Here is a 14805-nt window from a genome sequence, read left to right as displayed (position 1 = left end):
TGGGATTCGAGGATGGCTGGAGGACTGGAAAGCCTACTCCAAAGGCAGGAACATTTGATCGGTTTGGTTGAGGAATTCAACAATCTTTCGACCGGTCACGCTCATCGGCAAGTCTAACATTTCGTTGACCGTCATCCACTGCCACGGGGCCGGCGGTCGCCACCCCTTCATCAGTCGTGCCTGGGCCATGTGGACGTGCAGGGTGATGCGGTATTTCGTCACCGCGTGTTTGATGGTTTTCAAGCAGACCCCCGAATCGACCGGGTGTCCAATCTCATCACTCAACCACTGTGCCGCTGCGATGACCGACTCCAGATCGCCGTGGGTGGGACGCGGGAAGTCCCATAGACCGCCCCATCGACCGTCGGTCGGCAGCGGGCGCAACAGGTATTTTGCTAAATGGGTGGAATTCATTTTAGCAGACGAAGTCCTGCTGGGTGCCTGGGCGAGAATGAGAGCAAACTCCGTGCGGTCTTCGTATCGAGTCTTGGTCATTTTGCCCGGGATTTGATCCTGCAGGCCCGATGCGGCTGCACGACAGTCACGTCGCACGGGGCAGGCATCACATTTCGGATTCTTTGGCAAACAGACCAACGCCCCCAACTCCATCGCAGCTTGATTGAACTGGCCGCTGCCGTGGGCGTCGGATTTGCGAGGCAGGATGGATTCGGCGAATTGCCACAACAACGCGTTGGCGGCCTTTTCCATGGGCGGTTCTCGCAGTGCGATCCAGCGGCTGTACACGCGATGTGTGTTGCCCTCCAGGATCGGCAACCGCTGGCCCGACGAGATTGAAAGGATTGCGCCGGCGGTGTAGCGGCCGATACCGGGCAACGCCAGGACTTGATCGAATTGCAGCGGAAACTCGCCATCGTATTGCTCCATGATGACCTTTGCCGCCGCGTGCATGGAGCGAGCGCGTCGATAGTACCCGAGTCCTTCCCAGTGTTTCATCAACTCCGATTCATCCGCAGCGGCCAAACTCTGGACCGTGGGAAAGGATTTCATGAAGCGTTGGTAGTACGGCAGCACCGTTGCTACCTGCGTTTGTTGCAGCATGATCTCGCTGATCCAAACGTGATAGGGAGTCGGATCGCTGCGCCAAGGAAGCTCGCGGGCGTTGTCCTGGAACCAATCCAACAATCGCTTGCGAATGCGGCTGCGCCAACGAGAGTCCGACCAGATGGGATCGTGGTCCGGTTGTCCGACGCGTGTCATCGTGACCTGTATTTGCGCAGCGTCGCTTTCACCGTTGCGACTTCGCCCAAGTTCAATCGTCGGTAGCGGACTTCGATCTCGTCCCCCGCCTTGCGTTGCTTGACCGCTTGTTGCAGGTCACTGAACTGCTCGACCTCGGTTTGATCGATTCCGATGATCATGTCGCCTGGACGCAGGCCAGCGGCTTCCGCGGCGCTCTCTCGCACGATCGCATCGATGATGCACGCTTCGCTGCGAGTGGAGCAGTTGACGCCCAGGAAGCCGCCGTTGTGATGAATGATGGCCAAGCCTGGCAGGTCACGTCTCATCTGGTCGGCTTGTTCCTCACTGGTGCCGGTGCCCATGATGCTCAAGGTCAATCGAATGGGGACGCTGGACAGCAGTTCGCGTTTCTCATCGTCCAATGAAACGTAGCGAAGCTCCAGTTCTTTGAGTTGTGCCATGGATTTCATTTCAGAGATCGCCTCGGCATCGAGGTCTCCATCGATGATCGCCAGATACTGCAGCGACGGCATCTTAGCGAGTTGTTTGATGACATCGGTGCAAACGGCATCGCCACGGATTTCCGCATACTGAATGTCGGTGAGCCAGCGAAGCCAGGTCACGGTGTCGGGTTCGTCTTTCCACGAGCCATCCACACGAAGCATTTTGACGGGGATGATGAGCGTCGAAAGGCTAAACGAAAAGTGGTCCGCGCCAATGAAGTAACCTGCGTCGCGGAGGATCGATTCGGCCTGTTCACGGCGCGTGGCAGCGATTTCCGCTAAGGCACGCTGGACCATGGAGAGTCGCGAGCCGGCGGAGGTGTCTGACAAAGTCAGCAGGGCTCCGTAAGCGCCGTCGTCTTCTTTGGGGGACTGTTGCAGTGCGATGGCCGAAAGGATCGAGATCGCACGCTGGTTGACTTCGAGGTTGCCGTTGTCGATCACGGCTACCAACGGGTCCACCGCGGCGTCGCCCAACTGGATCAGCTCTCGCGTGGCCGATTCGCGACGCAGGAATCGATCGTGCCCCAATTGCTCGGCCCAGTACTGAGGGTCCAGACTGGAATCGACCGAGTCGGAATCGGCCGAGTCGGACACATCCTGGGAGGCCGTCGTGTCTGCGTTGGCCGTTGCCACATCGCCGTCATCGGCGCTACAGGGTGCGATGATTTGCAGGGGCGCGAGGAAGGAGACCAACGCGATGGCGGCGAAGACGAACAGCAGCTTGTCGGTGGGCAGTCTGACGGCGGGTGGGGGAAACGGGCGTTGAACTGTCATGGACTCAATTGCTCAACAATAGTGTTTCATTGCTCCCACCGGATCGGGCAGCTTGTGATCAGCCGATCGACCAGCGACTGGTAAACCACTCCACTCGATCCGCACGACGCGGGTTGTACTTGGTATCGGGATTGAACTTGTGCGTCGCCAGGAACGACATGAACGCTTTGGCGGGCACTTCGGCATGTTGTGCCAAGATGTCCACGTGTTCGCTCTCTGGTTTCCAATCGTAAAGGATTTTCTTGTCCTTTTCGAATTTCTGGTCCAGGTACTCGGCGTCCGCTGAGCTGCAGACGATGAAATCGCAGTCCCGCTTGCACAAGAAGTTCAACAGCTTGGAGGCAAGCGAACGGGTGGCTTCCACGTCGCCATCACAGGTTGCCGAGGCGATATTCCAAATGCTGACAAAGCCGTTTTGGTCTTGATCACTCTCGGAGATCTTGAATTCGATGTTTTCAGTTTCTGCTTCGCTAGCCGCCATCAGGGGAACCTAACTCGGAGGGAGGAATATAAGACCGAGCCCGTGGTGGATAACGTGATTGGCAACCAGTTGCCGAGTAAAAAACTCAACAGCTACCCGCCCGATACACGCTGGCACTCAGTACACGCCGGGTTCCGCGCCCAGAATTGGGGCTCACCACAACGCCCCTCTAAAATACTCGATTTCGCCTCTCTAAAACAGGCCTATCCCGCACAGGTGGCAGGCGGACTGGTTCATGACGGGGCGTGGAGCCGGTTCAGAAAACGCTTGCAATGCGGGATTTACGCCGAATCACGACTTTCAATCGGGCGTTGGGCACTAACGCGAACGTTACCAGACATAGACTGGGATGTAGACGGTCGGGCGTGAGTATCGGCTTTGCATCATGTGCACCGACGCCCAGTTTGGGCGGTGGGGGTCGTAGCCCATCCAGCGATTTCGCTCCAGCCTGGCCATCCGCTGCTGAGACTCGTACATCGCTCGAGCTTGTCGCAGCTCAGAAACGGTCGGTTTGCTGGTGATGACGCTCGAGTTGCTGACTCGCGTTTCAGCGGGGCCGAAGATTCCGCTGCCGGCGGGTTGGCTTTGCTCAAACGTGGCAGCCGCCGCGTCGTCACCCGGTGTGGCAAATGGGTCGCTGCTGTCGAGATCCTGAGCGACGCATTGACCGGCAAACAGGGCCGTCGTGACCAATAAAGTGGCGAGCCATTGCGTTTTCATAGGAATTACCGACTTTTCGAATCAATTAGCCAAATCACATTGGGGGTAAAAACACCCGTAAATACCGAACACCCGCAGAATCTGGGTGCAGATTGATTTGCTCGATCAACGAGCCGTTATCTACGAGCCCTGGGGAAAAGGTCGGCGGAGTACGCAGGGGAGATGCATTCGCTCTGGTCAAAACAGGGGGCAATTCACATTCGGAGGAGGGTTGGTAGGGATTATTTGGCTCCCGAAGTGCTATTCGTTAGAGTTTCCGCGGGTTTCGACCCGCACAAGGGATGGTCATCGATGTGGTTTTGATGAAAGATGGGGGGCGTCGAGTGCTGATACACGCCCAGTCGGGCGACGCAATTCACCTCGACATCCAGGTGACGTCGCTACCCAGCGGACTTCCCTAACACTGCATTTCTGTTCCCGCGTCGGTGCAACGAATCGCTGACGCCTCGTACCACCACAATTGTCCTTCGGAGACCATCATGAAAGCAATCCAGCGATTTGCACTCGGATTCACGGCCGTCGCCCTGTTGAGCATCGTCACCACCGGTTGCCAGCCAGACCGCCCAGCACCGGCTCCAGCCGGCGGCGACACAGTTACTGCAACCGACACGGACACCGCCGACACTGGCAGCAACACCACTGGCAGCAACACGACTGCCGGCAGCGAAACCCCAGCGGCGGAAACGCCAGAAGCCCCCGCAGCGGACACCCCTGCAGCAGAAGCCCCCACTGAGGACGCTCCTGCAGCAGAAGCTCCCGCCGAGGAAGCTGCCGCAGAGTAAGAGAGTAAGCCTGGGAGCCAGAAGCATTCGGATCCCTTCAACGGATCGAGATCGCCGGCCTGATCGGCGAAGTCACGCGGTAGCTTCTCCACCAGGCATCCTCCACCGGCCCGACCATTGCCATCAAGCCCGGCTTCTCCAAAGCCGGGCTTGTTGCTTTGTGTGTTACAATGTGAAGCGCCGTGTGTGGTGCACTGCGAACACATTCTCCCCGATTCCGGATCTCATTTCCGCAATGATCATCAGTCCTCTCGCGTCGGTGTTGTTTCATTGCTCGGCGCTACTCGCGGCCGCGGTCTTGCCCGTCCGCGTCACCACCCTGACCGGGCATACCGTCACGGGCGATTTGACGACGGTTAACGAGGCGTTCATCACGATCGAGCAAGCCGATGGCGTCAAAGAATTTTCCTACGACGCTCTTGCCGCCGTCACACCGCTGGTCATCGACGAAGGGCTGACGGGGCCGGCGATGCGGGCGACTTTGCGAAGCGGCAGCGTGATCGCGGCCCAAGATTTCTCGATGTCCGGCAGCGAGTTGACGATCGAGCCTCGCCGACAAAAACCGCTGAAGGTTCCGGTCGCGGAAGTCGCTTCGATTCGCTTTCGTCCCTCGGCGGTGACGACCGATGCCCAATGGCTGGGAATCACGGAAGCTGAATCGCGGGGAGACGTGATGGTGATCCTGCGCCCGGGAGACAAACTGGATCCCATCAGCGGTGTCGTTGAAGGCCTAGCGTCGGGCGAAGTGATCTTTGATTTGGATGGTGACAAGATCAACGCACCTTTGGCTCGATTGGAAGGAATCGTCTTTGGCGGCACCGCGTCAGATTCGCCCTCGGCCAAGATTCAGGTCACCGACGTTTATGGCTCCACATGGCAGGTCATGTCGCTTGCTCCCAGCGCCACCGGTGAACCTTTGCGATTGCGTTTGACCGACTCGATCACACACGAGCTGCCGCTCAAGCATCTCAAGTCGATGTCTTGGGGGACAGGCGAGCAACTGCTCGCTCGTGAAGCGAGTGCGGAGTCCAGCTATCAGCCATACGTGGGCACCGCGTTGCCGAGCAAAACGTTGGCGGCGTGGTTCGAACCCCAATCCGAACAAGATGACTTGGTGATCAGTGGCGGAGCGGCCGTCGAGTATCGACTCGGCAGTGAATACCAAACGCTCGCTGGTGCGGTGCGACGCGAGTCTCAAGTCGCATCAGCGGGACAAGTCATCGTTCGCATCTCGCTGGACGGTAAAGTCGCCTGGGAGGAAAAGTTGACGAACCCTGAACAACTCGGATTTCAAATCCCGCTGGATGATGCAAAGCGTGTTCGCATCGAAATCGATCCTGCCGACGACGGCGACGTCGGCGATCTGGTCCGAATCATTCGACCAAGGCTGTTGAAATGATGCTGCTGAAAACAAAACAACGTGCGTTCCTTGCGTGTAGCCTCGCTGTGCTTTTCTGCCATCTGATGGCCTCTGGCACTGCCCGGGCAGAAATCACTTTGGACCCGTTGGTTCAGTCGGCCGAGCAAGAAAGGATTGCGGCGATCAACGTCGCCAGGCCATCTGCGGTCAGCGTATTTGTTCCCGGTGGAGGTGGTGGCGGTAGCGGCGTGTTGATTTCACCGGACGGCTACGCCTTGACCAACTTTCACGTCACCAGCCCGGCCGGCACCTTCATGCGTTGCGGCTTGAGCGACGGCAACATCTATGACGCGGTCTTGGTCGGCATTGACCCTGTCGGTGACTTGGCCATGATCCGGTTGCTGGGACGCGATGACTTTCCCTACGCCACGATCGCCAACAGCTTGAACGCTCGCGCGGGCGATTGGTGCATGGTGATCGGCAATCCGTTCTTGCTGGCATCCAATCTGCAGCCGACCGTCACGTGGGGAATCCTCAGCGGGGTCGGACGTTATCAGTATCCCTCGGGCACGCTGTTGGAATACGCGGACTGCCTGCAGACCGATGCGTCGATCAACCCAGGTAACTCAGGCGGCCCAATCTACGATGCCAAAGGGCACTTGTTGGGAATCGTCGGACGTGCATCCTTTGAAAAACGTGGACGAGTCAACGTGGGAGTCGGCTACGCGATCTCGATCAATCAAGCCAAGAATTTTCTCGGTTGCCTGCGTAGCGGTCGCATCGTGGATCACGCCACGCTCGGTGCGACGGTGACCACCGATCCCGACGGTGGCGTCGTGGTCAGCAACATCCTGGAGTCCAGCGACGCGTTCCGACGTGGCTTGAGATACGATTCCGAGATCATCGAAATCGATGGACGTCCCGTCACCACGGCCAACGATGTTCAAAACGTCTTGGGAACTCTGCCCAGCGGCTGGCGAGTCAAACTGGTGATGCAAAATGAAGGACGCACGACCGAAACGCTGGTTCGCCTGATGGGCGTTCACTTGCAAGACGAATTGCTGGAGAAGATGGCATCCGCGTTGCCGCCGCCTCCGCCGATCGAAGAATCGCCCGACGAAAAAGGAGAAGGCCCAGAGGGAGAAGGCCCAGAGGGAGAAGGCGAGAACAAGGGCGAAGGTGACAACGACGGTGAGAACGCTCCCAATCGTGGACGCGACGCAAATCCGCATGCTCCCTCGAAAGGTGCCGCCATTCCCAAGGCTGTCGAGGAACTCATCACCGCTCGACACGGCTACGCCAACTATCACTTCAACGAAATGTTGCAGACCGAGTTCATCGATTCGCTCCGCAAGTCGGCTCCGGTCGAGAACGCGACGGATGACTTGGCGTGGGTGATCCAAGGCAAAGGCATTGAAGGCAAGAACGCCGACGGCGCCCAGCAGCCCGTCAATATTCGAATCGAACCGGGACGCTACGCGATGCTGGTCGGCAGCACTGCGATCGAAGGCAGGACCAAAGCCGATCTCTACAACGGCGTCGATGCCCAAACCGTCGGCGGCATCCTGCCTGCATTGAGCGCTTGGCGGCGTATGCTTCGCGACGGCCCGAAACGTTTCGGCGAATCGTATTACTGGGGCACCATGCCGCTGGGCGGCGAGCGTCCCCTGCGTCATTGCTTTGTCGGCATCGATGGCGAAATGGAGATTCGCTGGTTGTACCATCCCGACACGATGCGACTGGAGTGCATCGAGGTCCAAGCGGATCGCGACGAAGACCCCGCGGAGCTGTGGGTGCGTTACGAGGGCGACAAGATCGCCGGCTTTGATCTGCGTTACGGATTGGAAAACGAACTTTCCCTGAACATCGACTCATGGACGACAGAGCCGATCGAGCCGACTAAGCCGATCGATGCCGCAGCGGATACCGACAAAGAGGTGACCCCATGAAACGTCGGTCCATGATCACGCTTTGCAACGTTAGGAACCAACGGTCAATGGTCGTTCGATTGGATTTCGCCAGACGTTGGATGCGAAAGGGGTTCTGGCGAAACCCACTACCTAGTTCGTCATCAAGCCTTTCGTTGCTCCTCGCGTTTTGTTGGACGCTCGCCTGCACGTTGTTCATGGCAACGCCTGCAACGGCCCAAGAAATTGTTTCGGCAAAGACAAACGCAGACGAGGCCAAGCAGGACCCTGCGTCTCAGCCAACGTTGGCCGACCCGTCGCGTGAAGCCCAACAACGCGTGGTGAAAATCTACGGTGCGGGCGGCTTGACCGGATTGGAAGCCTATCAGAGTGGATTTTTTGTTTCACCCGACGGGCACATCGCAACGGCTTGGAGTTACGTGTTGGACGTCGAACCCGTTGTGGTGCTCGACGACGGGCGTCGGTTCGAATCGGAGATCGTCGGCTTTCAACCGTCGCTGGATTTGGCCGTCCTGAAGATCGACGCCAGCGACTTGCCCTATTTCACCGTTTCAAAGGAAACCGATGTCACGTGGGGCGACCCGATCTTGGCCGTCAGTAATCTCTTTGGCATCGCCAGCGGAGATGAGCCGGCAAGTGTGATGCAGGGCATCATTGCATCGATCTCACCGCTGGACGCGCGACGCGGAACCTTCAAAACAACCTATCGCGGCCCCGTGCTGGTGTTGGACTTGATCGCAAACAATCCGGGTGCCGCCGGCGGTGCGGTGGTCGACGTGTCGGGAAACCTGGTCGGCATGCTCGGCAAAGAGTTGCGTGATAGCGCCACCGGTGTTTGGCTCAACTACGCCTTGCCCGCCAGCGAGCTGAGAAGCGTCATCGGGGACATCATCTCGGGCAAAGTCACTTCGGTGGCCAGCAGCGAAGAACCGATGTTGCCACGCGAGCGTTCTCACAACCTCGAAACGCTTGGCCTGATCCTGGTGCCCAACGTGCTCGAGTCCACGCCGGCTTTCGTCGACGCGGTCGTCCCCGGTGGTCCGGCCGCATCCGTCGACGTCCGCCCGGACGATTTGATCCTGCTGCTCAACGGACAGCGTGTCAAGAGTCAAGCGTCGTTGATCGAAATGTTGCGTCGCATTGATCGTCGAGACAATGTCGAGCTGACCGTCCAACGTGACACAGAAATTTTGCCCCTGTCCGTACAGCCAAAATAACCTGTCTGTACAGCCAAAATAAATGGCTGTGCGTTCCCCTCCGCGGTAGTTGTTCCATTCATGAATCGCATCGTCAAACCACTGCGCATCGCACTCGCGTTTACTTGCGTGATCTTCGCATGCCAATTCATTGTACTGTCGATCGCGCAATCAGCTGACCCACAGACATTGCGTGTCGCGATGGCCAGGGCGGTTCGAGACGCGGCGAACGAAGTCCTGCCGTCCATCGTGACGATCGAGATCGTCAATGCGTCGGACGTGACCAGCCAAGACGATCAGAGTGAGTTGGAAAAGGACGCTCCCACATGCGGGTTCATCGTCGATGATCGCGGTTACGTGGTTTGCTCCGACATCGTGCTGCGTCGCCCATCGGCGAGCGTGCTGGTTGTGTTGCCCGATGGTTCACGCCACGCCGCGAAAGTCGTCTCGCGGGACTGGCATCGCAACCTCGTGCTGCTGAAGATCACCACCGACAAAGAACTCACCGCATTGACTTTGCCCGCCGAGCTGGACCTCACGATCGGCAGCACGGTGGTCGCGACCGGACGCTACGGTCCCTCGCAATCGCCACTGGTCAGCAGCGGAATCCTCAGCGCCGTGGAGCGACTTGACGGAATCGCGTTGCAAACCGACGCGCGCGTTTCGCCATCTTTCTACGGCGGCGTCTTGGTGGACCTGTACGGAAAACCGATCGGCGTCTTGATCCCGGCCGTCGCCGAAGGCGGCGCTCCCGATGCCACCAGTTGGTATGACTCGGGAATTGCATTCGCCGTTCCCACCGATGTGCTGAAACGAAAACTCGATCGAATGATCGACGGCACCGACATCCGAAAAGGTTTGATCGGCATCGTTCCCAAAACCAACGACCCGTACAAAAATGGCACCGAACTGGCCGCCGTTCGCACACGTTCGCCCGCCGAGAATGCCGGCTTGAAATCCGGTGACGTGATCGTCGCCATTGATGGCACTCCAGTCAAACGTTTCCAAGAGATCCGCCAAGTCCTCGGGCGGTTTGATGCGGGCGAAGTCATCAAGATCCAGTACCGCCGCGACAAGACGGAATCCGACGTCGAAGTCACGTTGGCGGAAACCATCCCGCCCCTGCAACCACAGAGACTGGGCGTTCTGGTCAGTGAAACAACGCCCGCCGATTCACCCGAAAATGATCCGCCCGAAAACGACTCATCTGATTCCGAAGACGCCGTTGCCGACATCGTTATCGACGACGTTGTTCCCGGATCTGCTGCCGACGGAAAACTGCAGACCGGTGACACGTTGGTCAAACTGGATGATGCGGAGATCAATGACCTGAACACCCTGCGTCGAAAACTGATCTCCGCCGAGCCCAAGAAAGAAGTCACGTTGACAATTTCACGTCAGGGCAGCGAACAGCAGGTCACCATCGTCCCAACAAGTATCGCAGGCAAAGCCTTTGCCGAAACCCTGCCGATGTGGAAACCTGCTGAAAAACCCGTCGAAGACGCGGACAAGAAACCGGCTTGGGAAATCACGCCCATGAAGCTGCCCGACGTATCCAACGTGGCCGCCGTCTTGGCACCCAAGGAAAACGCCGACGCTGGACCGGATCGATTGGGTTTGCTGATCGTGTTGTCCGCCCCAGGCGATGGCTCACCCGAGGAATCGCTCAAAGCATGGATGGACATCGCGGCCTCGCAAGGCGTTGTCATTTGCATCGTCACGCCCGCGGAAGAAAATCGTTGGCAACCTCAAGAAATCGATGTGGTATCCCGCATGGCGATGGCTGTTTTGAAGCGGCATCCGATCGCGGAATCCGCCGTCGGGATCGCAACTCCCGGCGCGATCGCCGGAGGCGAAGCGTCGGCGGCTGATGCGATGGCGCTCGCGGTTGCCATGTCCGACAGTCGCACGTTCTTTGGCGTCGCGGTGTCGGCCAAGACTCGGCCACCTGCCGTACGATTGCGAGAGAACGAACCGGACCGGTCCCTGCAGCTATTGCTGCCCATCGAAAGCGATGACGAGCTGCCCAGTTGGGGCGCGGCATTGTCCAAGGCGGGCTATCCGATTGTTCAAGGCGGCATCACCTGTGATCGCACCGATCTGCTCCGCTGGATTCGCCTGCTGCAAACCATCTAACGTACGTCAGCCTATCGTACGTCAGCCTTTCCAGGCTGACTCGCGACAACCCGTACGTCAGCCTTTCCAGGCTGACCTGCCCCGGTCTCAAAACCGAGTATAATCTTGGACTCTCCCGTCCCATTCCCTCCATCGGCAGGAAGCACGCCATGCTTCGAGTTTTCGCCCCCATGTTGCTGATCGCTTGGATCAGCTCATCCGTCCTTTCCGCTGCACAGCCGGACCGATTGGTCTTTGCCGTTGACGACGCCAACGCCAAACGAGTCGTGTTGGTTTCCGGCGACGAGGAGTATCGCACCGAAGAAACGATGCCGATGCTGGCCAAGTTGCTCAGCAAGAAACATGGCTTCCATTGCACCGTCCTGTTTTCACTTTCGGCCGACGGCAGTTACATCGACCCCAACAACTCGCAAGGCGTACGGGGCTGGGACTCGCTGGCGGACGCCGATTTGATGATCATTGGAACTCGGTTCCGAACCCCGAGCGAAGAGGACGCCAAATACATCACCGACTTTCTCAACGCGGGAAAACCGGTGATTGGGATTCGAACCTCGACCCACGCGTTCAATGGCAGAGGCTCCTTTGGCGACAGTATCTCGTACGGCAAGTTCGGCTTGCTGGTGTTGGGCGAACAGTGGGTCAACCACCATGGACAACACAAACGCGAGGGTGCCCGCAGCGTTGTCGTTGCGGAAAACGAAAAGCATCCCATCCTCAATTCCGTGGGCGAGATCTTTGCGCTCTCGGATGTCTACGGCGTGACGCACTTGACCGATGCCGATTCGATTCTGCTGCGAGCCGCCGTCACTCAGACGCTCGATCCGGAATCGCCCAATGTGGATGGCCCCAAGAACGACCCGATGCAACCGCTTGCTTGGCTGCACCCCTATGTGTCCGATTCGGGCAAAAAAGGAAATTCGTTTTGCACGACGGCGGGTGCCTCGGTTGATTTTCTGGACGCAGACCTGCGTCGTCTGATCGTCAACGCCGCCTTTCACCTGACCGGTCGTGACGTGCCTGCCAAGGCGGACGTGGAATTCGTCGATCCATTTCACCCCAGTTTCTACGGTTTTATCAAGGAAAAAAGCTACTTTGCCGATCGAAACATGCAGCCCAGCGACTTCGATTTGGGCAAGCCCACCGAGTATCCCGACCCGCCCGGCAGCCCTCAATGGAACGCCGAAGCCGCCAAGATGCAGTAGCCTGCGCGTAAAAACTTGGCCGAAAGTTTCCGTTTTTGACCCGTCGGCGCCCTTCCGGGACTCGGATAAGCGTTAAAACTCGGGGAATCCGTGTTTTTCACTGTTGACGCTCGCTATCACACCCCCGGATACTTGCGTCAACACCAGTCAAGGGGAGTCGGGGCTTAAATCCCCCTCCCGATGACCTATTGTTTGTAAGCTGTGAGATCAAACGATCTGATAGCATCCTGTCCCTTTCACCTTTGTTTTGGAATCCATGTCGGGTCTTGTAGGACCCTACGCGGCACACCTACCGAGTGCCGTACGAATCCTCTTCATCCCAAGATGCGCTGGAACGCCCACCAGCCGGAGACTTACCTTTTGTGGCATTGGCACGCAGAAACAACCAACCAGAGAATCGCGATCAAACTCGCATCAACAACAACATCCGCATCACCCCCATTCGCGTCGTTAGCGAAACCGGGGAACAGTTAGGGGTCATCCCGACTGAAGAAGCGTTGGAACGAGCCAGGGAAGCCGGGCTTGATCTCGTCGAGGTGGCGCCCAATGAGCGACCGCCGGTTTGCCGAATCATGGATTACGGCAAGTACAAGTACGACAAGAACAAGAAAACCAATCGCCACCAGACGCATACCAAGACCAAAGAGATTCGGTTGCGTCCCAAGACCGGTGACGAGGACATCCGCACGAAGATCCGTCGCGCGGAGAAATTCTTGGAGCACAAAGACAAAGTGCAAGTCAGCGTCCTGTTCCGCGGTCGTGAGATGGCTCACATCGAAGAAGGCCGAAAGGTCATGGAACAAGTCATCGAGCTGCTCAGCGAACACGGCAAAGTCGAAACGACGCCGCAGCAGCACGGTCGACGGATGATCTGCATGATTGCTCCCAAGTAGACCAGCGTCGCGAGGAAATCCGACCACGTGACGATTCCCCTGGATAACCTCTGCCAGTCCCTCGCTCAACTCGCGCCGCTGAAACTGGCCGAGTCGTGGGACAATGTCGGCCTTCTGATCGGTGATCGTTCGCAAACGATCACCCGGGTCATGACCTGCCTGACCATCTCGCCCACGGTGGTGGACGAAGCCGTCGCGGAGAATGCAGATGTGATCATCACGCATCATCCGCTACCGTTTCAACCACTTGCCAAGATCACCTCGGACAACGTCACCGGCGTCATGCTGCTGCGTTTGATCCGAGCCGGTGTGGCGATCTATAGCGCGCACACCGCATTCGATTCCGCCGCCGATGGGATCAACACTCGCTGGACCAACTTGTTTCAACTGACCGATGTCGCCGCGCTGATCGATCCTCAGGATGATGTCCCGCTGGGCAGCGGTCGCTACGGCAAGCTCGCCGCCCCGTCCACGGCCGCCGAGATCCTGGTGCAAGCCTCCCAGGCTGTCGGAGCGACTTGCCCGCGTTTGGTCGGAGAGTCTGATCACATCGTTAACAAGATCGGTTTCGCATGCGGCAGCGGCGGCAGTTTCTTACCCGCCGCACGTCGTCGCGGATGTGACCTGCTGATCACCGGCGAAGCCAACTTTCACTCGTGCTTGGAAGCCGAATCGACCGGCATCGCCTTGGGGCTGCTGGGGCATTACTGGAGCGAGCGATTCGCGATGGAATACCTCGCCGCGCAGTTGTCCAAACTGCACCCCGACCTCACCATCTGGCCGAGCCACCAAGAGTCCGATCCAGTACACCCTCTCGTACGTTAGCCTTTCTAGGCTGACAAATCCGGTGGTGATCCGCCCAGCTGCTTTCGTTCAATCGTTCCACCGCAATAATTTTATTGAGGCCGCTGATGCAATTCAGATTGTTACTCGTTGTTCTTCTGCTGCCATGTCTCACTGAGTCAAGTGTCAGCGGGGACGAGAATGCAACGTTATCCGTCACGATAGGAATGAAGCAAGACAAAGCAGAACAGGTGCTTCGTGACGCAAAAGTGGCCAGGACGAGGGACAATGGTGCAATCGGGTACATCACGCGTGAAAAGCTTTCCGATCCGCTTCCTCCCCGAGAGCAGTTCTACGCTGTCGATACTCAAACGCGTCTGGATCTCTCCATCGAGCGTGATTCGTACACCATCAACAAGATGATCCTGCGAATCTCTCCTGATTTTGAAAAAGAACGGAATCCTCGGTACTTTCCGGAATACATCTACCTGAATTGCCAGGGTGTCACATTTCACGGTGACGGGACGTATTCCGTCCGGTTTGGTCCCCGAGAATTGAAGGCTGACCCAGAGGCGGAAGTCCGCGGATATCCTTACCGTTGAACGACAATCCGCAAGCGGTAACTTATTAATCGCACGTCCCGAGGAACGTGAAAAGTATTGTTGCTGCATATGACCGTGTAGCGGTCACAGACGGTAGCTGGCGATAGAGCGCAGCGATCATCGCCGGTTCATTCTTCACGTTCCCAGCAATCCCCTCAGTCGCGGATGCGACGACAGCATACAGCCTGGGGCGCGAGCCCTCTTTATCCTACACATCTTTTTTTCTACCCTTTGGTCGGTTG

General features: G+C 57.9%; 13 protein-coding genes. 9 read left to right on the top strand and 4 right to left on the bottom strand.

Translation table 11 applies throughout. The features are described 5' to 3' along the window. Positions 1–33: 33 nt before the first annotated feature. From mutY to Pla52nx_RS06610, 4 genes are all read right to left on the bottom strand, one after another. Entirely contained in the window at positions 34–1218 is a 1185-nt protein-coding gene (mutY, locus tag Pla52nx_RS06625) for an A/G-specific adenine glycosylase (protein WP_231742354.1), read from the bottom strand. Beyond that, positions 1215–2480: a PDZ domain-containing protein gene (locus Pla52nx_RS06620; protein ID WP_146522276.1), complete on the bottom strand. Its 1266-nt coding sequence runs from the start codon at positions 2478–2480 to the stop codon at positions 1215–1217. Before Pla52nx_RS06620 ends, mutY begins: the two co-directional genes overlap by 4 nt. Before the next feature lie 58 nt (positions 2481–2538). Beyond that, positions 2539–2961: a hypothetical protein gene (locus tag Pla52nx_RS06615; RefSeq protein WP_146522275.1), complete on the bottom strand. Its 423-nt coding sequence runs from the start codon at positions 2959–2961 to the stop codon at positions 2539–2541. A gap of 330 nt (positions 2962–3291) precedes the next feature. Then, positions 3292–3681 carry a hypothetical protein gene (locus Pla52nx_RS06610; protein WP_146522274.1) on the bottom strand — a complete coding sequence of 130 codons (390 nt, stop codon included), beginning with the start codon at positions 3679–3681 and terminating at the stop codon, positions 3292–3294. 479 nt (positions 3682–4160) lie between these two features. On the opposite strand from Pla52nx_RS06610, the gene Pla52nx_RS06605 reads away from it, so the two are divergent. The 9 genes from Pla52nx_RS06605 to Pla52nx_RS06565 all read left to right on the top strand — a co-directional run bounded on the left by Pla52nx_RS06605 (position 4161) and on the right by Pla52nx_RS06565 (position 14563). Beyond that, complete coding sequence (locus tag Pla52nx_RS06605; protein ID WP_146522273.1) at positions 4161–4463, top strand: hypothetical protein; 303 nt, start codon at positions 4161–4163, stop codon at positions 4461–4463. Between the two features lie 235 nt (positions 4464–4698). Continuing rightward, positions 4699–5862 (top strand): NPCBM/NEW2 domain-containing protein, encoded by a 1164-nt coding sequence (locus tag Pla52nx_RS06600; RefSeq protein WP_146522272.1) that lies wholly within the window; start codon positions 4699–4701, stop codon positions 5860–5862. Further along, positions 5859–7772, top strand: a complete 1914-nt coding sequence (locus Pla52nx_RS06595; protein ID WP_146522271.1) for a S1C family serine protease — start codon at positions 5859–5861, stop codon at positions 7770–7772. Before Pla52nx_RS06600 ends, Pla52nx_RS06595 begins: the two co-directional genes overlap by 4 nt. A gap of 176 nt (positions 7773–7948) precedes the next feature. Beyond that, complete coding sequence (locus tag Pla52nx_RS06590) at positions 7949–8968, top strand: S1C family serine protease (protein ID WP_146522270.1); 1020 nt, start codon at positions 7949–7951, stop codon at positions 8966–8968. A gap of 60 nt (positions 8969–9028) precedes the next feature. Continuing rightward, positions 9029–11083, top strand: coding sequence for a PDZ domain-containing protein (locus Pla52nx_RS06585; protein WP_146522269.1), 2055 nt, complete (start codon positions 9029–9031; stop codon positions 11081–11083). 149 nt (positions 11084–11232) lie between these two features. After that, positions 11233–12285 carry a ThuA domain-containing protein gene (locus Pla52nx_RS06580; RefSeq protein ID WP_197454922.1) on the top strand — a complete coding sequence of 351 codons (1053 nt, stop codon included), beginning with the start codon at positions 11233–11235 and terminating at the stop codon, positions 12283–12285. Positions 12286–12647: 362 nt separating this feature from the next. Beyond that, positions 12648–13178 carry a translation initiation factor IF-3 gene (infC, locus tag Pla52nx_RS06575; RefSeq protein ID WP_146522268.1) on the top strand — a complete coding sequence of 177 codons (531 nt, stop codon included), beginning with the start codon at positions 12648–12650 and terminating at the stop codon, positions 13176–13178. A 27-nt stretch (positions 13179–13205) separates the two neighbouring features. Further along, complete coding sequence (locus Pla52nx_RS06570) at positions 13206–14003, top strand: Nif3-like dinuclear metal center hexameric protein (protein ID WP_231742345.1); 798 nt, start codon at positions 13206–13208, stop codon at positions 14001–14003. A 185-nt stretch (positions 14004–14188) separates the two neighbouring features. Next, positions 14189–14563, top strand: coding sequence for a hypothetical protein (locus Pla52nx_RS06565; RefSeq protein ID WP_197454921.1), 375 nt, complete (start codon positions 14189–14191; stop codon positions 14561–14563). The last annotated feature ends 242 nt before the right edge of the window (positions 14564–14805 follow it).

The organism is Stieleria varia (assembly GCF_038443385.1).
GTDB classification, from domain to species: Bacteria; Planctomycetota; Planctomycetia; order Pirellulales; family Pirellulaceae; genus Stieleria; species Stieleria varia.
This window is presented reverse-complemented; position numbering and strand designations above follow the sequence as displayed.

Bases quoted from the DNA above. Each gene is read 5' to 3' on its own strand.
- mutY (WP_231742354.1), bottom strand. From the start codon at position 1,218: ATGACACGCGTCGGACAACCGGACCACGATCCCATCTGGTCGGACTCT.
- Pla52nx_RS06620 (WP_146522276.1), bottom strand. From the start codon at position 2,480: ATGACAGTTCAACGCCCGTTTCCCCCACCCGCCGTCAGACTGCCCACC.
- Pla52nx_RS06615 (WP_146522275.1), bottom strand. From the start codon at position 2,961: ATGGCGGCTAGCGAAGCAGAAACTGAAAACATCGAATTCAAGATCTCC.
- Pla52nx_RS06610 (WP_146522274.1), bottom strand. From the start codon at position 3,681: ATGAAAACGCAATGGCTCGCCACTTTATTGGTCACGACGGCCCTGTTT.
- Pla52nx_RS06605 (WP_146522273.1), top strand. From the start codon at position 4,161: ATGAAAGCAATCCAGCGATTTGCACTCGGATTCACGGCCGTCGCCCTG.
- Pla52nx_RS06600 (WP_146522272.1), top strand. From the start codon at position 4,699: ATGATCATCAGTCCTCTCGCGTCGGTGTTGTTTCATTGCTCGGCGCTA.
- Pla52nx_RS06595 (WP_146522271.1), top strand. From the start codon at position 5,859: ATGATGCTGCTGAAAACAAAACAACGTGCGTTCCTTGCGTGTAGCCTC.
- Pla52nx_RS06590 (WP_146522270.1), top strand. From the start codon at position 7,949: ATGGCAACGCCTGCAACGGCCCAAGAAATTGTTTCGGCAAAGACAAAC.
- Pla52nx_RS06585 (WP_146522269.1), top strand. From the start codon at position 9,029: ATGAATCGCATCGTCAAACCACTGCGCATCGCACTCGCGTTTACTTGC.
- Pla52nx_RS06580 (WP_197454922.1), top strand. From the start codon at position 11,233: ATGCTTCGAGTTTTCGCCCCCATGTTGCTGATCGCTTGGATCAGCTCA.
- Pla52nx_RS06565 (WP_197454921.1), top strand. From the start codon at position 14,189: ATGAAGCAAGACAAAGCAGAACAGGTGCTTCGTGACGCAAAAGTGGCC.